The 21,446-nt window shown below is 65.6% G+C and carries 18 protein-coding genes; 12 read left to right on the top strand and 6 right to left on the bottom strand.

What is annotated here, in order from left to right:
• Positions 1-91: 91 nt before the first annotated feature.
• Together FAZ97_RS07675 and FAZ97_RS07670 are read right to left on the bottom strand one after the other, a co-directional pair.
• On the bottom strand, positions 92-1,783 hold the full coding sequence (locus FAZ97_RS07675) for a glycosyltransferase family 39 protein (protein ID WP_158757903.1): 1,692 nt from the start codon (positions 1,781-1,783) through the stop codon (positions 92-94).
• 160 nt (positions 1,784-1,943) lie between these two features.
• Positions 1,944-2,318: an Mth938-like domain-containing protein gene (locus FAZ97_RS07670; RefSeq protein ID WP_158757902.1), complete on the bottom strand. Its 375-nt coding sequence runs from the start codon at positions 2,316-2,318 to the stop codon at positions 1,944-1,946.
• A 543-nt stretch (positions 2,319-2,861) separates the two neighbouring features.
• Here FAZ97_RS07670 and FAZ97_RS07665 point away from each other — a divergent pair.
• The 6 genes from FAZ97_RS07665 (at position 2,862) to FAZ97_RS07640 (ending at position 9,248) form a co-directional block, all read left to right on the top strand.
• A complete protein-coding gene (locus FAZ97_RS07665; protein ID WP_158757901.1) occupies positions 2,862-4,100 on the top strand; it encodes a pyridoxal phosphate-dependent aminotransferase in 1,239 nt (412 codons plus the stop codon).
• A gap of 75 nt (positions 4,101-4,175) precedes the next feature.
• Positions 4,176-5,507 carry a homoserine dehydrogenase gene (locus FAZ97_RS07660; RefSeq protein WP_158757900.1) on the top strand — a complete coding sequence of 444 codons (1,332 nt, stop codon included), beginning with the start codon at positions 4,176-4,178 and terminating at the stop codon, positions 5,505-5,507.
• 10 nt (positions 5,508-5,517) lie between these two features.
• A complete protein-coding gene (gene thrC, locus FAZ97_RS07655; RefSeq protein WP_158757899.1) occupies positions 5,518-6,969 on the top strand; it encodes a threonine synthase in 1,452 nt (483 codons plus the stop codon).
• Positions 6,970-7,266: 297 nt separating this feature from the next.
• Positions 7,267-8,475 carry a molybdopterin molybdotransferase MoeA gene (locus FAZ97_RS07650; protein ID WP_158759089.1) on the top strand — a complete coding sequence of 403 codons (1,209 nt, stop codon included), beginning with the start codon at positions 7,267-7,269 and terminating at the stop codon, positions 8,473-8,475.
• Between the two features lie 13 nt (positions 8,476-8,488).
• Positions 8,489-8,746, top strand: a complete 258-nt coding sequence (moaD, locus tag FAZ97_RS07645; RefSeq protein ID WP_158757898.1) for a molybdopterin converting factor subunit 1 — start codon at positions 8,489-8,491, stop codon at positions 8,744-8,746.
• Positions 8,747-8,765: 19 nt separating this feature from the next.
• Complete coding sequence (locus FAZ97_RS07640; protein WP_158757897.1) at positions 8,766-9,248, top strand: molybdenum cofactor biosynthesis protein MoaE; 483 nt, start codon at positions 8,766-8,768, stop codon at positions 9,246-9,248.
• 101 nt (positions 9,249-9,349) lie between these two features.
• On the opposite strand, the gene FAZ97_RS07635 is transcribed toward FAZ97_RS07640, so the two are convergent.
• Positions 9,350-9,910, bottom strand: coding sequence for a group III truncated hemoglobin (locus FAZ97_RS07635; RefSeq protein ID WP_158757896.1), 561 nt, complete (start codon positions 9,908-9,910; stop codon positions 9,350-9,352).
• Positions 9,911-10,127: 217 nt separating this feature from the next.
• On the opposite strand from FAZ97_RS07635, the gene FAZ97_RS07630 reads away from it, so the two are divergent.
• Both FAZ97_RS07630 and clpB read left to right on the top strand, forming a co-directional pair.
• Positions 10,128-10,628 (top strand): Rrf2 family transcriptional regulator, encoded by a 501-nt coding sequence (locus FAZ97_RS07630; protein ID WP_158757895.1) that lies wholly within the window; start codon positions 10,128-10,130, stop codon positions 10,626-10,628.
• Between the two features lie 257 nt (positions 10,629-10,885).
• Positions 10,886-13,483 (top strand): ATP-dependent chaperone ClpB, encoded by a 2,598-nt coding sequence (gene clpB / locus FAZ97_RS07625; RefSeq protein WP_158757894.1) that lies wholly within the window; start codon positions 10,886-10,888, stop codon positions 13,481-13,483.
• A gap of 111 nt (positions 13,484-13,594) precedes the next feature.
• Here the strand turns inward: clpB and FAZ97_RS07620 are convergent, their stop codons facing one another.
• From FAZ97_RS07620 to FAZ97_RS07610, 3 genes are all read right to left on the bottom strand, one after another.
• Positions 13,595-14,035: a YidB family protein gene (locus tag FAZ97_RS07620; protein ID WP_158757893.1), complete on the bottom strand. Its 441-nt coding sequence runs from the start codon at positions 14,033-14,035 to the stop codon at positions 13,595-13,597.
• A gap of 124 nt (positions 14,036-14,159) precedes the next feature.
• Positions 14,160-14,747: a ComEA family DNA-binding protein gene (locus tag FAZ97_RS07615; protein ID WP_158757892.1), complete on the bottom strand. Its 588-nt coding sequence runs from the start codon at positions 14,745-14,747 to the stop codon at positions 14,160-14,162.
• A 218-nt stretch (positions 14,748-14,965) separates the two neighbouring features.
• On the bottom strand, positions 14,966-16,978 hold the full coding sequence (locus tag FAZ97_RS07610; RefSeq protein WP_158757891.1) for a sigma-54-dependent Fis family transcriptional regulator: 2,013 nt from the start codon (positions 16,976-16,978) through the stop codon (positions 14,966-14,968).
• A gap of 478 nt (positions 16,979-17,456) precedes the next feature.
• On the opposite strand from FAZ97_RS07610, the gene FAZ97_RS07605 reads away from it, so the two are divergent.
• The 4 genes from FAZ97_RS07605 to FAZ97_RS07590 all read left to right on the top strand — a co-directional run bounded on the left by FAZ97_RS07605 (position 17,457) and on the right by FAZ97_RS07590 (position 21,442).
• Positions 17,457-18,524 carry an ATP-NAD kinase family protein gene (locus FAZ97_RS07605; protein WP_158757890.1) on the top strand — a complete coding sequence of 356 codons (1,068 nt, stop codon included), beginning with the start codon at positions 17,457-17,459 and terminating at the stop codon, positions 18,522-18,524.
• Between the two features lie 44 nt (positions 18,525-18,568).
• The gene (locus FAZ97_RS07600) at positions 18,569-19,345 is read left to right on the top strand and encodes an SDR family NAD(P)-dependent oxidoreductase (RefSeq protein WP_158757889.1); all 777 of its coding nucleotides are present in this window, start codon (positions 18,569-18,571) and stop codon (positions 19,343-19,345) included.
• A gap of 67 nt (positions 19,346-19,412) precedes the next feature.
• Positions 19,413-20,390, top strand: a complete 978-nt coding sequence (locus FAZ97_RS07595) for a thiamine pyrophosphate-dependent dehydrogenase E1 component subunit alpha (RefSeq protein ID WP_158757888.1) — start codon at positions 19,413-19,415, stop codon at positions 20,388-20,390.
• A gap of 47 nt (positions 20,391-20,437) precedes the next feature.
• Positions 20,438-21,442, top strand: coding sequence for an alpha-ketoacid dehydrogenase subunit beta (locus FAZ97_RS07590; protein ID WP_158757887.1), 1,005 nt, complete (start codon positions 20,438-20,440; stop codon positions 21,440-21,442).
• The last annotated feature ends 4 nt before the right edge of the window (positions 21,443-21,446 follow it).

Below are 21,446 nucleotides of genomic sequence, written 5' to 3'. Positions count from 1 at the left end.
TCGGGGGCGGACAGGGAGGCCGGCTTGAGCTGGCCGCAGCTGCACGGCCAGCCCGATTATCGCGCATGCGTGAATCGGGGCCAGGAGGCGCTCAGGATTGCGGCTTCTGGACGATCACACGCCGTGCGTCGCGGGCGATCACCTGCATCGGCAGGCCCTGCGCAGCCAGTTCTTCGTAGCGCTTCACCGGAATCAGCGCGAGCGCGTAGCGGTCGGCCTTCCAGCGCGCTTCCCAGTCGGCGATGGTCGGCACCCATTTTTGCGGCTCCTCGGAGATGCCGAAGGCAAGCTCGTCGGTCACTTCGACCATCGTCATCGCGTGGCGCACGTAGAAGGGCATGGTGTGGTCGAGCACGCCCACGGAGTAGAACGGCGTGTCGGGCGGCAGCTTCGCAATGGCGGCACGTACCGCGGGCGCAAGCGGCGCGCCGGAACTCAGCGTGCCGAACACGTCGTGGCCCGTGCCCGCGATGGTCGCGAGCAGCAGCCAGGCCGTGCCGAGCGCGACCGCCGGCGCGCGCGCGCCGGTTTCGGGCGTGCGCTTCGCGCGGTTCAGGCGCAGGCCGACCATCGTGACGACGAAGGCCACAGCCGCCGCGGCGAACACCCACACCTGGAACTCGCGATAGAGCGCGTTAGGGTTGCGCGCGTCGCCAAGACGGGTGAGCACGAACGAGGCCCCCATCAGCACGACGGCGAAAAGCGCATAGCCCGCGAGGTGCTTGTTCCACTGCGTGCGCGTCATGACCGGCAGGTACATGCCGATGATGAGCGCAACCGGCGGCGCAATCGGCAGGACGTAGGAGATCAGCTTCGAGTGCGAGGCGCTGAAGAACAGGAAGATGAACACCGTCCACACAAGCATCAGCATGACGGGCGAGAAGCCGTTGGGCTGGCGCGGCGCACGCAGCGCATGGCGCACGCTCTGCACGCTGACCGAAAGCCAGGGCAGGAAGCCCACCAGCATGACCGGCACGAAGTAGTAGAACGGGCCGGGACGGTTCTGCGCGGGCGTGAGGTAGCGCTGGAACTGCTGGACGATGAAGAAGAAGTTGAAGAACTCGGGATTGCGCTGCTGCACGAGGATGAACCACGGCGAAACGATCGCGAAGAACACGATCAGGCCGCTCACGAGATACAGACGCTTCCAGAGCGCCCAGTCGCGCGAAACCGCCGTATAGAGCACGAGCACGGCGCCCGGCAGGATCAGGCCGACGAGGCCCTTGGAGAGCACCGCCATCGCCATGGCCCCCCAGCACACCCACATCCAGAGGCGCGCGTTGTTTTTGGGCAGGTTCGGGCGCTGCGCGAGCAGCAGTGCGCACAGCGTGAGCTGCATCCAGAACGACAGGCCCATGTCGAGCGTGTTGAAGTGGCCCATCAGGTTCCAGTACGGCGCGCAGGCGAGCACGACCGCGGCGAAGAAGCCCGTGGCGGCGTTGAACACGCGCGCGCCGGTGAAGCCGATCAGCAGCACGCCGGCGAAGCCGGTGAGCGCCGTGTAGAGGCGCGCCTGCCACTCGCCGATGCCGAACCACGCGAACGTGAGCGCGTTCATCCAGGTTTGCAGCGGGGGCTTCTCGAAGTACTTGTAGTCGTTGTAGCGCGGCGTGATCCAGTCGCCGGTCGCGAGCATTTCGCGCGCCATTTCGGCGTAGCGGCCTTCGTCGCTCGGCAGCAGGTGGCGCCAGCCGAGCGGCAGGAACCAGATCACGGCGAGGGCGAGGATCAGGAGCAGGATCGCGCTGCGGTTGAGCGGTAGCCTCGATGGCGTATCGTTCATGGTTTCAGCCTGTTCTTGTTGCAGTCGTTGCGGTCGGGATGCGGGGCATGCGCGCCGGTCGCGCGCGGCACCTATGCCACGCCCGGCGCGCGCGCTTCGCACGCGGCGCGCAAGTGTACTACGCCGCCGTTCGGCGACCTGAAGGCAAGCTTAAGGCGCGTCAGCTTTCGATCAGAAGCGCGGCCGCCACGCGACGGCCTTCGGCCATGAGGATGTTGTAGGTGCGGCAGGCGGCCTTGAAGTCCATCGCCTCGACGCCAATGCGCTTCGCGGCCAGCGCCGCGGTCAGGCGAGGGTGAGGAAAGCGCAGCCGCTCGCCGCTGCCGAACACCACTACCTCGGGGTTCAGCGGCAGAAGCATCTCGAAGAGTTCGGGCGTGAGGGCGTCGAACGCGTGCACCGGCCAGGGCGTGACCGGCGATTCGGGCATCACGATGATGCTGCCCGTGTGGCGTTCGAGGTTCACTTCGACGTAGTCGGCGCCGTAACCGGTCACGGTGTTCAGCGCGGCGCTGGAGTCCTGGTGTAGTTTCAAAACGGGGTTCCGGGATAAGGGCAGGCCGGGTGCGCAAGCGAGGGGGCGCATATCCTGTGCCGACGCCAGCCGCGGCGCGAACCGCCTTGTCGCCCGCACTGAGTCGCCCGCGCCGTATAGCCCGTTGTCACCCGCTTCGCGACCCGCCTTCTAGCCGATTGCGCATTGCGGAAGTTGGTCAAAATCCGCTAAATTATAACTTTTTAGCCGCCACTGCGGCGGTGAGCGCGGGGAGATCGCGCCGGCGACCGCTAAGCGCGCCATCCGCGCATCGGGCAAGGGCAGCCACAAGCTGCCGGGGCGGTCTGAGGTAATCTCAACGGGCGCTTGGCGTTGTGCGTGCGCCTGGCGCTACCCCGCAATCGTGCGCGGCTTGTGTCCCGCCGGGGGCGCTCCTCCGGCTCCCTTGTATGTCTTGTCCGCCAGGGCGCCATCCGCCGCCGGGCAACGGCATTTCAGCCTGTTCCAGCCCTTTTACCGCGTCTGACTCGTCTCTGACGCTCTGACTGATTCTTTGACCGATTTTCTGACCGACAGCCCGCCGTGAAACCGATTCTCAAATCCAACAAGCTGCAGAACGTTTGCTACGACATCCGCGGGCCGGTGCTCGAGCACGCGAAGCGCCTCGAAGAAGAAGGCCATCGCATCATCAAGCTGAACATCGGCAATCTCGCGCCGTTCGGTTTCGACGCGCCCGACGAGGTCATTCAGGACATGATCCTGAACCTGCCGGGCTCCTCGGGGTATTCGGATTCGAAGGGGGTGTTCGCCGCGCGCAAGGCGATCATGCATTACGCGCAGCAAAAGGGCATCAAGGGCGTCGAACTCGACGACATCTACATCGGCAATGGCGCGTCCGAACTGATCGTGATGGCCATGCAGGCGCTCCTGAACGACGGCGACGAAGTGCTGCTGCCCGCGCCCGACTATCCGCTCTGGACGGCGGCGGTGAGCCTGTCGGGCGGCACGCCCGTGCACTACGTCTGCGACGAGTCGAACGCGTGGATGCCCGACCTCGACGACATTCGCGCGAAGATCACGCCGAATACGCGCGCGATCGTCGTCATCAACCCGAACAACCCGACCGGCGCGCTCTATTCCGACGACCTGCTGCGCGGGCTCGTTGCGATCGCGCGCGAGCACGGCCTGATCCTGTTCGCCGACGAGGTCTACGACAAGATCATCTACGACGGCAAGACGCATACGGCGCTCGGCTCGCTCTCGGAAGACGTGATCACGGTCACGCTCAACAGCCTCTCCAAAAGCTATCGCGCGTGCGGCTACCGCGCGGGCTGGATGTTCCTCTCGGGCATGACGGGCGAGAACCGCCGCCGCTCGAAGGACTACACGGAAGGCCTCGGCATTCTCGCCTCCATGCGCCTGTGCGCGAACGTGCCGGGCCAGTACGCGATCCAGACGGCGCTGGGCGGCTACCAGAGCATCAACGAGCTGATCCAGCCAGGCGGTCGCCTCTATCGTCAGCGCGAACTCGCGTACAACATGCTCACGGCCATTCCGGGCGTGACCTGCGTGAAACCCGAGGCGGCGCTCTACATGTTCCCGCGCCTCGACCCGAAGCTCTATCCGATCGAGAACGATCAGCAGTTCATCCTCGATCTGCTGCTGCAGGAGCGTGTGCTGCTCGTGCAAGGCACGGGCTTCAACTGGAAGCAGCCGGACCACTTCCGCGTGGTGTTCCTGCCGAACGTCGACGACCTGACCGATTCGATCAACCGCATTGCGCGCTTCCTCGACGGTTATCGTCAGCGGCACGGCACCTGATCGGGTCACCGGGTGATCACCGAGCCACACGCGAAAACGCATTCCCTTTCACATATCTAGACGAACACACGCTGCATGGAACCGATCAAAGTAGGTCTCTTGGGCTTCGGCACGGTGGGCAGCGGCACCTTCACGGTACTGCGCCGCAACCAGGAAGAAATCAAACGCCGCGCGGGCCGCGGCATCGAAGTGGCGCGCATTGCCGTGCGCAACCCGGCCAAGGCCACGGCGGCGCTCGGCAATGAAGCCGGCACTGTCGACCTGACGACCGACTTCAACGCCGTGGTCGACGATCCCTCGATTTCGATCATCGCCGAAATGATCGGCGGCACGACGCTCGCCAAGGATCTCGTGCTGCGCGCGATTGCCAACGGCAAGCACGTGGTCACCGCGAACAAGGCGTTGCTGGCGGTGCACGGCACCGAGATTTTCGAAGCGGCGGGCGCCAAGGGCGTGATGGTCGCGTTCGAAGCGGCGGTGGCGGGCGGCATCCCCATCATCAAGGCGCTGCGCGAAGGGCTCACGGCCAACCGCATTCAGTACATTGCCGGCATCATCAACGGCACGACGAACTACATCCTCTCGGAAATGCGCGAGCGCGGGCTCGACTTCGCGACCGCTCTGAAAGCCGCGCAGGAACTGGGTTACGCCGAAGCCGATCCGACCTTCGACATCGAAGGCGTGGACGCCGCGCACAAGGCCACGATCATGAGCGCGATCGCGTTCGGCGTGCCCGTGCAGTTCGACAAGGCTTATGTGGAAGGCATCAGCAAGCTCGACGCCATCGACATCAAGTACGCGGAAGAACTGGGCTATCGCATCAAGCTGCTCGGCATTGCGCGCCGCACCGAAAAGGGCATCGAACTGCGCACGCATCCCACGCTGATTCCGGCCAAGCGCCTGCTCGCGAACGTGGAAGGGGCGATGAACGCCGTGGTCGTGCATGGCGACGCCGTCGGGACGACGCTTTACTACGGCAAGGGTGCGGGCGCTGAGCCGACGGCCTCGGCCGTGGTCGCCGATCTCGTCGATGTCACGCGCCTGCACACCGCCGACCCCGAGCACCGCGTGCCGCACCTGGCATTCCAGCCGGACAGCCTCTCGAACACGCCGATCCTGCCGATCGACGAAGTCACGAGCGGCTACTACCTGCGCCTGCGCGTGGCCGACCAGACCGGCGTGATGGCAGCCATCACGCGCATCCTGGCCGACAGCGGCATCTCGATCGACGCGCTGCTGCAGAAGGAAGCAGAGCAGGTCGACGCACAGGGCAAGGCGGAAACCGACATCATCCTGATCACGCACGAGACGATCGAAAAGAACGTCAACGCGGCGATCGCGCAGATCGAAACGCTGGCGACGGTGAAGTCGCCGGTCACGAAGCTGCGTATGGAAGGACTGAACTAAGGCAAGGGCTATGAATTACGTATCCACGCGCGGCGCGGGCGCCGGCGAGCATCATTCGTTTTCCGACATTCTGCTGGGCGGTCTCGCGCGCGACGGCGGCTTGTACTTGCCGGCCGGGTATCCGCAGATCGGCAAGGAAGAACTCGCGCGCTGGCGCGGCCTCTCGTACGCGGATCTCGCGTTCGAGATCCTCTCGAAGTTCGCCGGCGACATTCCCGCCGACGACCTGCGCGACATCACGCGCTGCACCTACACGGGCGAAACATACCGCAACGTGCGCCACGGCGAAGACGCGAGCAAGATCACGCCGCTCACCACGCTCGGCGAGGAAAACGGCGCGAAACTGTCGCTGCTCGAACTCTCGAACGGCCCGACGCTCGCGTTCAAGGACATGGCGATGCAACTGCTCGGCAACCTGTTCGAGTACGCGCTCGCGAAGGCCGGCCAGGAGCTGAACATTCTCGGCGCGACCTCGGGCGACACCGGCAGCGCCGCTGAATACGCCATGCGCGGCAAGAAGGGCGTGCGCGTGTTCATGCTCTCGCCGCACAAGAAAATGAGCGCGTTCCAGACGGCGCAGATGTTCAGCCTGCAAGACCCGAACATCTTCAACCTCGCCGTGGAAGGCGTGTTCGACGACTGCCAGGACATCGTCAAGGCCGTTTCGAACGATCACGCGTTCAAGGCGCAGCAAAAGATCGGCACGGTCAACTCGATCAACTGGGCGCGCGTCGTGGCCCAGGTCGTGTACTACTTCGCCGGTTACTTCGCGGCGACGCAGTCGAACGACGAACGCGTTTCGTTCACGGTGCCCTCGGGCAACTTCGGCAATGTGTGCGCGGGCCATATCGCGCGCATGATGGGCCTGCCGATCGAAAAGCTCGTGGTCGCGACCAACGAGAACGACGTGCTCGACGAGTTCTTCCGCACCGGCATCTATCGCGTGCGCGGCTCGGCCGAGACGTATCACACCACCAGCCCGAGCATGGATATCTCGAAGGCGTCGAACTTCGAGCGCTTCGTGTACGACCTGTTGGGCCGCGATCCGGCGCGCGTCACGCAACTGTTCCGAGACGTGGAGGAGAAGGGCGGTTTCGATCTCGTGGCGAGCGGCGACTTCGTGCGCGTGCAGCAGTTTGGTTTCGTGTCGGGCCGCAGCACCCACGACGATCGCATCGCGACGATCCGCGATGTTTACTCGCGCTACAAGACGATGATCGACACCCACACCGCCGACGGCGTGAAGGTCGCCCGCGAACACTTGCAGCCGGGTGTGCCGATGATCGTGCTCGAAACCGCGCAGCCGGTGAAGTTCGGCGAGACGATTCGCGAGGCGCTCGACCGTGAGCCGGAGCGTCCGGCAGCGTTCGAAGGGCTGGAGGCGCTGCCGCAGCGCTTCGAAGTCGTGCCCGCCGATGCAAAGCGTGTGAAGGACTATATCGCCGCTCATACGGCGGGTTGATCCACGCAGCCGGGGCCGGATCTGTTTCCGGTTCCGGCGTGTCGGCACCTCTTCAGTTCCCGGCCGGCGGCGGGTTGCTCGAACCTGCCCGCGGCGACACGCCAGCCGACCCAGCGCATTCGCCTGCCTGGCGCGCCAGGGATATCCACGGCATAAGGCGCAGCGTGGCCATCGCGCCGCTACAATAACGGCAGACCAACCGCTGCTGGCGGCCTGCCCGCCAAGTCCGAGACGACCTCGATGTCCACGCCTACGTCCCCGTCTTCCGCTGCGCCGGCGCCCGCGCCGCGCGCGCCGATGCTTTCCACCGCCGACGCCCTGGCCACGCTGCTCGCGGCGGCGAAGTCGCTTAGCGGCACCGAAACGATTTCGACGTTCGACGCGCTGAACCGCGTGCTCGCCGCGGACGTCGTCTCGCCGCTCGACGTGCCGCCGATGAATACGAGCGCGATGGACGGCTACGCGGTGCGCGTGGCCGATCTCGCGCAAGGCAGTCGCCATCTGCCGGTTTCGCAGCGCATTCCCGCAGGCCACGCGCCACAGCCGCTGGCGGCGGGCACGGCGGCGCGTATTTTCACGGGCGCGACGGTGCCCCCGGGCGCCGACGCCGTGGTGATGCAGGAGCAGACCGAGGCGGCGGATGGCGCGGTCACCTTCCTGCACGCGCCGAAGGCCGGCGAATGGATCACGGCGCAGGGCGCGGACATCCGCAAGGACACGGTCATCTTGCCGGCGGGCACGCGTCTCACGCCGGCGGCGCTCGGGCTCGCGGCATCGGTGGGCTGTGCGGCGCTCACCGTCGTGCGCCGCGTGAAGGTCGCGGTGTTCTTCACCGGTGACGAGCTGACGATGCCAGGCGAGCCGCTCAAGCCCGGCGCGATCTACAACTCGAATCGCTTCACGCTCACGGGCCTCTTGCGCAACCTCGGCTGCGAGGTCACCGACTACGGCATCGTGCCGGACCAGCTCGACGTCACACGCGCGACGCTGCGCGAGGCGGCTGCCGCGCACGATCTCATCCTCACGTCCGGCGGTGTCTCGGTTGGCGAGGAAGATCACGTACGGCCCGCCGTGGAGGCCGAAGGCCGCATCAATCTCTGGCAGATCGCCATGAAGCCTGGCAAGCCGCTCGCGTTCGGCGCGGTGCGTCGGGCGCAAGCGGGTGAGGCGTTCTTCATCGGGCTGCCGGGCAACCCGGTTTCGAGCTTCGTTACCTTCCTGCTGTTCGTGCGCCCGTTCCTGCTGCGTCTCGCGGGCGCTACCCACGTCAGCCCGCGTGCGCTTTCGCTGCGCGCCGATTTCACGCAGACGAAGGGCGACCGCCGCAACGAATTCCTGCGTGCGCGTGTGAACCCGGCTGGCGGTCTGGACCTGTTCTCGAACCAGAGTTCGGCCGTGCTCACCTCCACGGTCTGGGGCGACGGCCTCATCGACAATCCGCCCAATCATGCGATCAGCGCCGGCGAGACCGTGCGCTTCATTCCGTTCACCGAATTGCTGTACTGAAAAGCGTTAACCGATGAAGATCCAGCTGAAATTTTTTGCGAGCGTGCGCGAGGCGTTGGGCGTTGCGGATGAGACGGTCACATTGCCTGAGAGCATCGTGACGGTCGGCGACGTGCGCGGCTGGCTGCGTGCGCGCGGCGGCATGTGGGCGGAGACGCTGGCGGAGGGCCGCGCGCTGCGCATGGCCTGCAATCACGTGATGACCGACCCGCGCACGCGCATCACCGAGGGCTGCGAAGTCGCGTTTTTCCCGCCTGTGACGGGCGGCTGAGCGCGACAGGAGACTCACGATGCCCGTGCGCGTACAAACGGAAGATTTCGACCTGACCACGGAGGTTGCGCAACTGCGCGCGCGCAATCCGGCGATCGGCGCGGTGGCGTGCTTCGTCGGCACGGTGCGCGACCTGAACGACGGCAGCACGATCGCCTCGCTCGAGCTCGAGCACTATCCAGGCATGACCGAGAAGGCGCTGGAGGCGATCGTCGAGGCGGCGCAGCGGCGCTGGGCGGGCATCGAGGTGCTGATCGTGCACAGGGTGGGCAAGCTCGCGCCGCTCGATCAGATCGTGCTGGTCGCGACGACGTCGAAGCATCGCGGCGACGCCTTTGCGTCCTGCGAGTTCGTGATGGACTACCTCAAGACCGAGGCGCCGTTCTGGAAGAAGGAAGAGACGGAGCAGGGCGCGCGCTGGGTCGACGCACGCGAGAGCGACAATACGGCGCTGGCGCGCTGGGGTGTGGCGTCGGGAAATGCCTCGCGCGAATCCAGCTAGGCAGTTGTCCGCCCGGGCAGGGAGGCCGATTTTACCCAGCCACCTTGCCACTCTAACGCAACTAACCGCCTAGTTCATCCTCTCGCTCGAAGCAGGTGCGCCTACTCGGCCGGCGTGTTCTCGTCGACATCCATCTGGCGGCCAACGAAACGGGCCGGAAACGGCTCGCCGCTCGGGCGCGTGGGCAAGTCATGGCCGTGCCCGGCGGGACGCCTGCGCGGCGCTACGCGGTCCAGGATAGCCTGCTGCTCGGGCGGAATCGTGTAGTCCCAGCCAAAGCGGCTCAATTGCAGGCTTTGCGCTATGCGCAGCGCGGGCTCCATGAACTGCACCGCCGCCGCGGGCTCGTAGCGTGCCTGAACGGTATCGAGAAAGAGATAGAGCCAGCGGCTGAAATGCTGCGGTTCGACGCCAGGCACCGGATCGTGCGCCTGCTGCACATTGCCGCGGTAGCTCTTGCTGCCGAGCACGAGGCTCGACCAGAAGCGGCACATCTTCGGCAGGTGTTCGTCCCAACGTCCGGCAAGTACGCCGTCGAATACCGGACCGAGCAAGGCGTCGTCGCGCACGCGGTCGTAGAACGCGTAGACCAGTGCGCGGATGTTCTCTTCGGTTGGCTGGGCGTGCAGGGTGTCAGCGGGGCGGGTGTCGGGGCGAGTCATTTGGGGCCTGGGTGATACCTGGAGTGCGTGGAGCTTAGCGGGCGGCGGCGCGGCAGCACGTCGGTACGCTGCGGCCGCGAGCCGCAGGTCCGCTGCCAGGCACTGCGAATTGACCTGCGAAGTGCCGATGATACCCAGTCCGGGCAAAACCTGCATGCTAACTGCATGTTATTGTATGGGTTCTGTCACCCGCATCTGCGCTGTCATTGCCCCCGCCATGAGACTGACCGACTACACCGACTACTCGTTACGCGTGATGTTGTATCTCGCGCTGCGTCGCGACAGCCTGGCCACGATCCAGGAGATTTCGGACGCCTACGGCGTGTCCAAGAATCATCTGATGAAAGTGGTGCAGCGGCTTGGCGAGCTTGGCTGGGTCGATACCATTCGCGGGCGCAATGGTGGCTTGCGGCTCGCGCCGGCTTCGCTCGATCTGACCGTTGGCGCGGTCGTTCGTCAGACCGAGAGCGATTTCTCGCTGGTCGGCTGCTTTCCGGACGAGCATGGCGAGCGGCGCAGCTGCGTCATCGAGCCGCAGTGCCGGCTCAAACACGCGCTGGCGGCGGCGCGCGATGCGTTCCTCGCGGAACTCGACCGTCATACGATCGGCGAACTGGCGCAACCGGCGGGCGAGTTGACCGGGCTGCTCGGCCTCGCGCCGATCCAGTTCATGCCGCGTGCACAAGCGGCTCGGCCCGCGTCTTCGCGGGAGCATTGAGGGCGCGCCAGCGTCCCGGCTTCTTGCACCTGGTCTTCGCTCCGTAGCGGCGCCGCCTGGCTGTGGCGCCGTGCCTCGCACGGTCGCGGCCGTCTCCTATTCTTCCCCCGTTTTCTCGCACCTCGGCAATGGTCGCCGACGGCCGCTGCACGCGCTCGAATCCCAAAAATCGGAAAAAATGACGCCAGAGCGCTTGAAACCGGCGTGTCCCCCCTCAAATTTGGTGACAGTCTAGAAATCTGGAGGTCTCGCATTAAATGAGAATCGACAAACTCACCACCAAGTTCCAGGAAGCCATCGCCGACGCGCAAAGCCTCGCGGTTGGCCACGATAACCAGTACATCGAACCCGTCCACCTGCTGGCTGCGCTCGTCGCGCAGCAGGACGGCTCCGCGCGCTCGCTCATGTCGCGTGCGGGCGTGCAGGTGCAGGCGCTGCAGAACGCACTGAACGACGCCATCAACCGTTTGCCGCAGGTGCAGGGCACCGACGGCAATGTGCAGATCGGCCGCGAACTCACGGGCCTGCTCAACCAGGCCGACAAGGAAGCGCAAAAGCTCAACGACACGTATATCGCGAGCGAGATGTTCCTGCTCGCCGTGTCCGAGGACAAGGGCGAAGCCGGCCGTCTCGCGCGCCAGCATGGGTTGACGCGCAAGTCGCTCGAAGCCGCGATCGTCGCGGTGCGCGGCGGCGCGCAGGTGCACAGCCAGGACGCCGAGAGCCAGCGTGAAGCGCTCAAGAAGTACACCGTCGACCTGACCGAGCGCGCGCGTTCGGGCAAGCTCGACCCCGTAATCGGCCGCGACGACGAAATCCGCCGCTCGATCCAGATCCTGCAACGGCGCACCAAGAACAATCCGGTGCTGATCGGCGAGCCGGGCGTGGGCAAGACGGCCATTGTCGAAGGCCTCGCGCAACGCATCGTCAACGGCGAAGTGCCCGAAACGCTCAAGGGCAAGCGCGTGCTCTCGCTCGACATGGCCGCGCTGCTCGCGGGCGCGAAGTATCGAGGCGAGTTCGAGGAGCGCCTGAAGTCCGTGCTCAACGACATCGCCAAGGACGAAGGTCAAACCATCGTTTTCATTGACGAGATCCATACGATGGTCGGCGCGGGCAAGGCCGAAGGCGCGATGGATGCGGGCAACATGCTCAAGCCGGCGCTGTCGCGCGGCGAGCTGCATTGCATTGGCGCGACGACGCTCGACGAATATCGCAAATACATCGAAAAGGATGCCGCGCTCGAGCGCCGTTTCCAGAAGGTGCTCGTGGATGAACCGTCGGTCGAGGCGACCATCGCGATCCTGCGCGGCCTGAAGGAGAAGTATGAGCTGCACCACGGCGTGGAAATCACCGACCCGGCGATCGTCGCGGCGGCGGAACTGTCGCATCGCTACATCACCGACCGCTTCCTGCCGGACAAGGCCATCGACCTGATCGACGAAGCCGCTTCGAAGATCAAGATGGAAATCGATTCGAAGCCCGAAGCCATGGACAAGCTCGATCGCCGCTTGATCCAGCTGAAGATCGAGCGCGAGGCCGTCAAGAAGGAGAAGGACGAAGCGTCGCAAAAGCGCCTGCAGCTGATCGAGGAAGAGATCGACCGCCTGAGCCTCGAATATAAGGACCTCGAAGAGATCTGGACCACCGAGAAGGCCGCGGTGCAGGGCGGTGCGCAGATCAAGGAAGAGATCGACCGCGTGCGCGCGGAAATCAATCGCTTCCAGCGCGAAGGCAAGCTCGAGAAGGTCGCGGAACTGCAGTACGGCAAGCTGCCGGAACTCGAGGCGCAGCTCAAGCAGGTGACGCTCGCCGAGGCGAACGAGCAGAACAATCCCACGCGTTTGCGCCTGCTGCGCACGCTCGTGGGCGCCGAGGAAATCGCGGAAGTCGTGTCGCGTTCGACCGGTATTCCCGTGTCGCGCATGATGCAGGGCGAACGTGAAAAGCTGCTCCAGATCGAAGAAAAGCTGCACGAGCGCGTGGTGGGCCAGGACGAGGCCATTACCGCCGTCGCCGATGCGATCCGCCGCTCGCGTGCCGGTCTTTCGGATCCGAACCGGCCGTATGGCTCGTTCCTGTTCCTCGGGCCGACGGGTGTGGGCAAGACCGAGTTGTGCAAGGCGCTGGCGGGCTTCCTGTTCGATTCGGAGGATCACCTCATCCGCATCGACATGAGCGAGTTCATGGAGAAGCACAGCGTCGCGCGGCTGATCGGCGCGCCGCCGGGATACGTGGGCTACGAAGAGGGCGGTTATCTCACCGAAGCCGTGCGTCGCAAGCCGTATAGCGTGATCCTGCTCGACGAAGTCGAGAAGGCGCACCCGGACGTGTTCAACGTGCTGCTGCAGGTGCTCGACGACGGCCGCATGACCGACGGCCAGGGCCGCACCGTCGACTTCAAGAATACGGTGATCGTGATGACGTCGAACCTCGGTTCGCATCTCATCCAGGCGATGGCCGGCGAGCCGCAGGAAGCGGTGAAGGACGCCGTGTGGAACGAAGTGAAGCAGCAGTTCCGCCCCGAGTTCCTGAACCGGATCGACGAGGTCGTGGTGTTCCATGCACTCGATCGCACGAATATCGAGTCGATTGCGAAGATCCAGTTGCAGCGTCTGCGCGAGCGTCTGGAGAAGCTCGACATGGAACTCATGGTGTCGGACGACGCGCTCGGTCAGATCGCCAAGGTCGGTTACGACCCGCTGTTCGGGGCGCGGCCGCTCAAGCGCGCGATTCAGCAGGAGATCGAGAACCCGGTTGCCAAGCTGATACTCGCGGGCAAGTTCGGACCGAAGGATGTGATTCCGGTCGGCGTGCACGACGGGAAGTTCGTGTTCGAGCGCGTGGTGCACTAAGGCGCGTAGCGAAACTCGGGTCAGGCGTGTGCCGTGAGGCGCGCGCCGCGCCGAAACGAAAAGGGCAGCGGAGTGATCCGCTGCCCTTTTTTCATGCCTGTGACGAAACGATCAGGCTTGCTTGTTGCCGCCGCCGAACAGCGAAGCAAGCCCGCCAAGCGTGCCGAGCACGCTCTCGGTGTTGATCTGGCCGCCCTGCGGCACTTCGCCATTCGGTGTGCCCGCGTTGACCACGTGCGGCAGCACCTGGGCCAGCAGGCCGCTCACCTGGTCGGGCTGCATGCCGACCTTCTGCGCGAGGCCCGAAACGACGTCCGAGCCGAGCACGTTGTGCAGTTGATCCGCCGAAACAGGCTGGTTCTCGCCGTTGCCGACCCACGACTGCACGACGTCGCCGAGGCCGCCTTGCTGGAACTTCTCGATGAGGCCGTTCAGGCCGCCGGGCTGATTGTTGACGAACTCCATCGCCGTGGCGATGAGCTGGGCCTGGCCGCCGCCTTGCTGTTGCGACTGCGAACCGAGCAGGGAACCGAGGGTATCTAGCAGACTCATGACGATCTCTCTGAGTGATGGCCGCGACGGGGGACGCGGCCGGTAAGTCGGACGGCGCGCGCGAGGGCGGCGCCGCGATTCGGCGTCCGGCGCACGGTACGTGCGCGCCGGACGATGGCGGCGATCACGCGCCGGAAGCGGCCGCAGCGGACGCGGCCTTGTCCTTCTTCGACTTCTTGGGCTTTTTCGCCTTCGTATCGGATGCCGAGGCAGGAGCCGCCGCAGCGGAGCCCGCTTCGGGCGCGCTCGCAGCCGCGGCTGCCTTGTCCTTCTTGCTCTTGTGCTTCGACTTGCCCGCCGTATCTGAGGCGGCTTGCGCCGTGGTCGCGGCCGCCGGCGTCTGTGCCGTCATCGGATTGGCCGTGGTAGCAGCGGGGGCGGCGGTCGTTGCAGCGGCGCTCTTGCTGCCCTTGGCGCTAGCCGTCTTGCCCGCCGGCGGCGCCGACGAGCCGTTGATCGTGAGCCCTGCCGCCTCGAGGTTCTGCACCGACTTCGGGCCAATGCCCTTGACGCGGCTCACGAGGTCGTCGGCGTCCTTGAACGGGCCGTTCTTCGTGCGCTCGTCGATGATCGCCTTGGCGTGCACGGGGCCGATGCCCTTGACCGATTCGAGCGCGGTTTCATCGGCGGTGTTCACTTCCACGGCTGCGGCGAGCACGGCGGACAGCGACAGGCCGATGGCGAGGAACAGCATGAGCAGCTTCTTGAGCATGGCAATCACTCCATTGAGGGCATTTCAGTTAGCCGGGAACGGACGACGCATCCAGCGGAGGGGGCTGCGCTACAAGAATAGGCCAGATGGCGTATTCGTGAATCGCGAGCGCTCGATTTATACCGGTCGAGGTGTGGCAAGTAAATCGCGCCGCACAATATTTAATACTTCTGTGCATTTTGGCGACGCGCAATGCCAGGCTGTCAGTGCAATCCGGTTCAGGTCCGATGCGGCCCGACGATGCCGAGCTTCGCAATGCGCCGATACAGCGTCGCGCGCGAGATGCCTAGCGCCTGCGCGGCGGCGTTCGGACGCCAGCGGTGGGCCGTAAGCGCCGCCACGATGCGTGCGTGCTCATCTTCGTCGGAGAGCGGCATTGCTGGCGGCATACCGGCCTGGGAGCCGGGCGCGGCGGCCGTTGCGAGTTGCGGCAGGCTCGCCGCGAGATCGGCGCTCAGGTGCTGCGCTTCGACCAGCACGGTGTCGCATACGGCGCATGCGTAGCGCATCGCATTGCGCAACTGCCGCAGGTTCCCTGGCCACGCGAACGCCGCGAGCCGGGCCGCGAGCGTCGCGTCGAGCGCGAGCGGGCGGCCGGCGGCCTGCGCTTCCTCCGCGAATACCGTGTCGATGAGCATCGCGATGTCGCGTCGCTCGCGCAGCGGCGGCAACGTGAGCACCGCACCGCTCAGCCGATAGTAGAGATCGTCGCGGAATGTCCCGGCGCCCGCCATTTGCGCGAGGTCCCGGTGCGTTGCGCACACCACGTCGATATCGACGCGCACCGGTGTCTCGCTGCCCAGCGGCAGGACTTCGCCCTCGGCGAGCACGCGCAACAGGCGCGTTTGCAGCGCGAGCGGCATGTCGCCGATTTCGTCGAGAAAGAGCGTGCCGCCGTCGGCCATCGCGATCTTGCCGCGCGACCCGTGGCGGCGCGCGCCCGTGAAGGCGCCCGGCGCATAGCCGAACAGTTCGCTCTCGATCAGCGACTCGGGCAGCGCCCCGCAGTTCACCGCGATGAACGGTCGATTGCGGCGCGCGCTGGCGTCGTGAATCGCGCGTGCGAACACTTCCTTGCCCGCGCCCGTCTCGCCGAGCAGCAGGATCGGCAGGCGCTTGCCCGCTACGCGTTGCGCGATGCGCGCGTTCTCGGCCACGCGCGCATCGGCGCTGCGCAGGAAGGGGCCGAGCGCGCTGCGATCGTATTCGTGCGCGTCGGCGGCGTCGCGCCGCAGCGGCATCGCGCCATGCGCCGCGCTCGCGCTGCCGCTGTGGCCGCTACGTGCGCTGTGTCCGCCGTAACCGCCAGTCCCGAGCGGCGCGCGAATGCGCGCATACAGCATCGAGCCGTTCGCGCGCAGCCGCAGCGCCGCGATGGTTTCGATGCGCCCGATGTCGCGCAACTGCACGTGCGACGAATCGAAAATCTCGTCGATATGACGCGGCCCGTCGAGGCACGGCATGCATTCGCGCGCGCGCCGGTTCGCGGCGACCACGTTGCCGTTTTCATCGAAAGCGATCAGCAGTTCGGGCTGCGCTTCGACGTAGTTGCGATTCTGGTGACCGAAGAGGATCCAGCACGACGCGAGGCGATGCAGAAAATAGCCGTCTTCGATGAGCGTGGCGCTCTGTCGCACGAGCTGGTTGACGATGCGTTGACTCTCGCGATTGTCGGGCGACTGCACCGCCGAAGCGTCGAGCACGCCGATCAGCTCGCCGCCCGGCGCGAAGATCGGCGCGGCGCTGCACGTGAGCGTGGTGAACGCGGCGCGGAAATGATCGGTCTTGTGCACCGTGATGGGCGCGAGATCGGTGAGCACGCTCGCGATGCCGCAGGTGCCTTCCTCGCTCTCCGACCAGCACGAGCCGATATGGAGTCCCGCGTGCTTGAAGTCGTTGCGGCGCTCGCGGTCGAGGCGATAGTCGATGGTCACGCCGTGCGCGTCGGTCAGCATCACGCAGTAATCGGCTTCGCGCACCATATCGTGCAGTCGCGTGAGGCATTGGCCCGACGCGCGCAGGAAGGACTCCTCGCGATCGCGGATCTCGCGCAGCTCGGCGGCGCTCAGCACGCGCGGACCGATCACGGAGCCGGGGTCCAGCTGATAGCGCTCGAACGAGCGCTGCCACGACGAGGCGAGACGCGGCGAATCGGACGGCGCAGGCAGCCGGCCTTCTACGGCGCCACGCACGCGCTCGGCGTGCCGGGTAGACGCAAGGGCGTAGGGCATGAGCGGTTCCAGACGGTGGCTCGCGGGGAGCGTCGGCAAAACGTCGGATTACGTCGGACCGGAAAGCGTTCGGCGGGAGTCTTTTGTAGCACATCCTTTGCGCGCGATCACACCGCAGCGCAGCATGCGAGACGGCTGAGACGATCGTCTCAGTGGGCGGTGTCCCGCATTCCGGCATGCGGCGCCGGTCGCGCAGCCGCGGCTCAGGCAGGCCACGCGGGGCTGTGCGCGTTTTCATTCGCGCGAGTGGCTGGCCGTGCGCGTGGGCGCAATGCGTGCGCGAGACGTTGGCTGAGACGCCGCATGCGACGCAATCGGCCACGGTCCCACGGCATGCGATTGCCGCAGAGCCCCGTCGTGGGGCCCTCTACGCGGATACATTGCGTGATCGATGTCATTGGCACGACGCTTGCAGAGTCTGCGGGCAAAAGGCGGCGCCGTGCAGTTCACAGTGCGACGCCAACAGGAGACAAGACCCGTGACGACGCCCGTGACCGTAGGCGTGATCGCGAACCCCGCATCGGGCCGCGACATCCGCCGTCTCACTTCGCATGCATCCGTCTTTCCCACCGCCGAGAAGGCGAACATGGTCGTGCGCCTGCTCGCGGGCCTGGGCGCGCTCGGCGTCGCGCGGGTGCTCACATTGCGCGACAACACGGGCGTAGCGGCGCTCCTGCTGCGAGCGATCGAGACACACGCGGCGATTGCCGCGCACGAGCCCTGGCCCGAAGTCCTGTTCGTCGATTTGCCAGTGAGCGAAAGCGTCGCGGATACGCACGCGGGCGTCGAACACATGGTGCGTGAGGAAGTCGCGCTGATCGCGGTGCTAGGCGGCGACGGCACTCATCGCGCCGTTGCCGCGCATTGCGGCGCGACGCCGCTGCTCGCGCTCTCGACCGGCACCAACAACGCTTTTCCCGAACTGCGCGAGGCCACCGTCGCGGGCCTCGCGGGCGCGCTTGTCGCGACTGGCGCCGTGCCCGCGGAAACGGCGCTCTCGCGCAACAAGCGGCTCGTCGCGCGTTGCGTCGAAGGGCCGTCGCGCGGGCGCGAGGAAATCGCGCTCGTCGACATTTGCGTGGCGCGTCAGCAATTCATCGGCGCGCGCGCGATCTCGGAAAGTTCGGATATCGAATCACTTTTTCTGACTTTTGCACCACCCGACGGCATCGGCCTCTCGTCGATCGGCGGGGCATGGGCGCCGGTCGGGCGCGACGCGGCGCACGGTTTGCATATGACTTTCGCTGAGCCGGGCGCGCCCGTTAGCAGCGGCGCTGGTGTGCCGTTGCTCGCGCCGATCGCGCCGGGCCGCGTCGAGCGTCTGACGATGCGCACCTGCCAGCGCCTCGAAGTAGGCGTGGCGCTGCCGCTCGAAGCGGGCCACGGCACGCTCGCGTTCGACGGCGAGCGCGAAATCGAACCGGCGCGCGGCGACCGCTATGAAGTGACGCTCGACTGGCACGGCCCGCTAACCGTCGACGTCGCGCGCACGCTGCGTTACGCGGCGTCGCATCAGTTGCTGCGCGAGGCTGCCGCGCGCGCGTGAAGACCTGACTTGCTTCCTCCACTCATAAACAAGGAGACATCGGCATGGACACACCCTTGAAAGGCCAGGTCGCGATCGTGACCGGCGGTGCGCGCGGCATCGGACGCGGCATTGCGCTCACGCTCGCGCAGGCCGGCGCGGACGTGCTGCTCGCCGATCTGCTCGAAGAACCGCTGGCAGCCACGACCGATGAGATACGCGCGCTCGGCAGACGCGCGGCATTCGCCAAGGTCGACGTCACCCAGGCGGCCCAGCTCGAAGGAATGGTCTCGCAGGCGATCTCCGAGCTCGGTGGCCTCGATATTCTCGTGAACTGCGCGGGCGTGATTTCAATTAGTCCGGTATCCGAATTAACGGAGCGGGATTGGGACTTCGTCATGAACGTCAATGCAAAGGGCGTGTTTCTCGGCTGCAAGGCTGCGTTGCCGCACTTCGTTACGCAAAAGCGCGGCCGGATCATCAACGTTGCTTCGATCGCAGGCAAGGAAGGGTTTCCGAATCTCGCGCACTACAGCGCCTCGAAATTCGCCGTGGTCGGTTTCACCAATGCGCTTGCCAAGGAGGTCGCGCGCGAAGGTATCACCGTGAACGCGATCTGCCCCGGCATCGTACGGACGTATATGTGGGACCGGCTCTCCGACGAATGGAAGACCGAAGGCGAGAGCGTCGAAGAATCCTGGCAGCGCCATCAACTCACGCTGATCCCGCAAGGTCGCGCGCAAACGCCCGAGGACATGGGGCGGCTCGCCCTGTTCTTCGCGACCATGGACAACGTTACGGGCCAGTCGGTGAACGTCGACGGCGGTTTCACTTTTCACTAGGAGCAGTGGCAATTCACACAGCAGGCTAATCCAGAGCGGTACAGCGTAGTACACCCAGGAGACAACCATGTCACTTCAGTTAAACAAGGAGCAGTTGCTCACCGCGTATCGCTCGATGCGCACGATCCGCGAGTTCGAGGAACGGCTGCACGTCGAGTTCGCGACCGGCGAGATTCCAGGTTTCGTGCACCTGTACGCGGGCGAGGAGGCATCCGCGGTCGGCACGATGAGCCACCTGAACGACAGCGATTACGTCGCCACCACGCACCGCGGCCACGGACACTGCATCGCCAAGGGCGTGGACGTGCACGAGATGATGGCCGAGATCTATGGCCGCGCCACGGGCTCGTGCCGCGGCAAGGGCGGCTCGATGCATATCGCCGATCTGTCGAAGGGCATGCTGGGCGCGAACGGCATTGTGGGCGCGGGCGGTCCGCTCACCTGCGGCGCCGCGCTCGCCGCGAAGCAGAAGAAGACGGGTGGCGTAGGCGTGTGCTTCTTTGGCGATGGCGCGTCGAACCAGGGCGTGATCTTCGAGTCGATGAATCTCGCCTCGGTGTGGCGCCTGCCGGTGATCTTCGTTGCGGAAAACAACGGCTACGCCGAGGCGACGTCATCGACGTGGTCGGTTGCGGCCGACAATATCGCCGACCGCGCGAACGGCTTCGGCATGCCGGGCGTGATCGTCGACGGTTTCGACTTTTTCGCCGTGTACGAGGCATTGGGCGAAGCCATCGCGCGAGCGCGCAACGGCGGCGGCCCGACGCTCGTGGAGATGAAGCTCTCGCGCTATTTCGGCCATTTCGAAGGCGACGCGCAAACCTATCGCGCGCCTGGCGAAGTGCAGAAGCTGCGTGAAGAAAAGGACTGTCTGAAGCGTTTCGAAGAGCGTGTGGTGCGCGCCGAACTCGCGAGCAGCGACGATCTGCGCAAGGTGGACGCCGAAGTGAAGCAGCTGATCGACGATGCGGTCGCGCAGGCCAAGGCCGCGCCGTTGCCGCCAGCCGAAGCGCTGCTCACCGACGTGTACGTGTCGTATCCCTGAGCCGCTGTGCACTCAGGTCATCAGGATTCCAGATCAAGGAGACGGAAATGGCACGGAAAATCACCTATTCGCAGGCCATCAACGAAGCGCTGGCCCAGGAGATGGGGCGCGACGAGAGCGTGATCGTCATGGGCGAGGACAATGCGGGCGGCGCGGGCGCGCCGGGCGAGCAGGACGCGTGGGGCGGCGTGCTCGGCGTGACGAAGGGCCTTTACGGCAAGTTCCCGGGGCGCGTGCTCGATACGCCGCTCTCGGAAGGCGGCTTCATCGGTACGGCCGTGGGCGCGGCGGCGTGTGGCATGCGGCCGGTCGCGGAGCTGATGTTCATCGACTTCATGGGCGTGTGTTTCGACCAGATCTTCAACCAGGCCGCGAAGTTCCGCTATATGTTCGGCGGCAAGGCGGTCACGCCGGTCGTGATCCGCACCATGTATGGCGCGGGCTTGCGCGCGGCGGCGCAGCACTCGCAGATGCTCACCTCGCTCTTCACGCATATTCCGGGATTGAAGGTCGTGTGCCCGGCGACGCCTTATGACGCCAAGGGCCTCATGATCGAAGCCATTCGCGACAATGATCCCGTGATTTTCTGCGAACACAAGCTGCTCTACACGATGGAAGGCGACGTTCCGGAGGAATCCTATTCGATTCCGTTTGGCGAGGCCAACATCGTGCGCGATGGCGACGACGTCACGATCGTCACGTATGGGCGCATGGTGCACTACGCGCTCGACGCTGCGCAGAAGCTGGCGAAAGACGGCATCGAGGCGGATGTGATCGACCTGCGCACCACGTCGCCGCTCGACGAGGAAACGATCCTCGAAAGCGCGCGTCGCACGGGTCGCGTCGTGGTGGTAGACGAAGCGAACCCGCGCTGCTCGATCGCAACCGATATCGCCGCGCTCGTCGGTCAGAAAGCGTTCAAGGATCTGAAGGCCCCGGTCGGCATGGTGACCGCGCCGCATACGCCGGTGCCGTTCGCGGCTTCGCTGGAAGACCTCTACATCCCTTCGGCAGACAAGATTGCCGAAGCCGCGCGCGTAGCAAGGAGCTGAAGTC

Source organism: Paraburkholderia acidiphila (assembly GCF_009789655.1).
Taxonomy (GTDB): domain Bacteria; phylum Pseudomonadota; class Gammaproteobacteria; order Burkholderiales; family Burkholderiaceae; genus Paraburkholderia; species Paraburkholderia acidiphila.
The sequence above is the reverse complement of the archived record's forward strand: the minus strand, read 5'-3'. Positions and strand labels throughout refer to the sequence as shown.

Bases quoted from the DNA above. Each gene is read 5' to 3' on its own strand.
- FAZ97_RS07675 (WP_158757903.1), bottom strand. From the start codon at position 1,783: ATGAACGATACGCCATCGAGGCTACCGCTCAACCGCAGCGCGATCCTG.
- FAZ97_RS07660 (WP_158757900.1), top strand. From the start codon at position 4,176: ATGGAACCGATCAAAGTAGGTCTCTTGGGCTTCGGCACGGTGGGCAGC.
- thrC (WP_158757899.1), top strand. From the start codon at position 5,518: ATGAATTACGTATCCACGCGCGGCGCGGGCGCCGGCGAGCATCATTCG.
- FAZ97_RS07650 (WP_158759089.1), top strand. From the start codon at position 7,267: ATGCTTTCCACCGCCGACGCCCTGGCCACGCTGCTCGCGGCGGCGAAG.
- moaD (WP_158757898.1), top strand. From the start codon at position 8,489: ATGAAGATCCAGCTGAAATTTTTTGCGAGCGTGCGCGAGGCGTTGGGC.
- FAZ97_RS07640 (WP_158757897.1), top strand. From the start codon at position 8,766: ATGCCCGTGCGCGTACAAACGGAAGATTTCGACCTGACCACGGAGGTT.
- FAZ97_RS07635 (WP_158757896.1), bottom strand. From the start codon at position 9,910: ATGACTCGCCCCGACACCCGCCCCGCTGACACCCTGCACGCCCAGCCA.
- FAZ97_RS07630 (WP_158757895.1), top strand. From the start codon at position 10,128: ATGAGACTGACCGACTACACCGACTACTCGTTACGCGTGATGTTGTAT.
- clpB (WP_158757894.1), top strand. From the start codon at position 10,886: ATGAGAATCGACAAACTCACCACCAAGTTCCAGGAAGCCATCGCCGAC.
- FAZ97_RS07620 (WP_158757893.1), bottom strand. From the start codon at position 14,035: ATGAGTCTGCTAGATACCCTCGGTTCCCTGCTCGGTTCGCAGTCGCAA.
- FAZ97_RS07615 (WP_158757892.1), bottom strand. From the start codon at position 14,747: ATGCTCAAGAAGCTGCTCATGCTGTTCCTCGCCATCGGCCTGTCGCTG.
- FAZ97_RS07610 (WP_158757891.1), bottom strand. From the start codon at position 16,978: ATGCCCTACGCCCTTGCGTCTACCCGGCACGCCGAGCGCGTGCGTGGC.
- FAZ97_RS07600 (WP_158757889.1), top strand. From the start codon at position 18,569: ATGGACACACCCTTGAAAGGCCAGGTCGCGATCGTGACCGGCGGTGCG.
- FAZ97_RS07595 (WP_158757888.1), top strand. From the start codon at position 19,413: ATGTCACTTCAGTTAAACAAGGAGCAGTTGCTCACCGCGTATCGCTCG.
- FAZ97_RS07590 (WP_158757887.1), top strand. From the start codon at position 20,438: ATGGCACGGAAAATCACCTATTCGCAGGCCATCAACGAAGCGCTGGCC.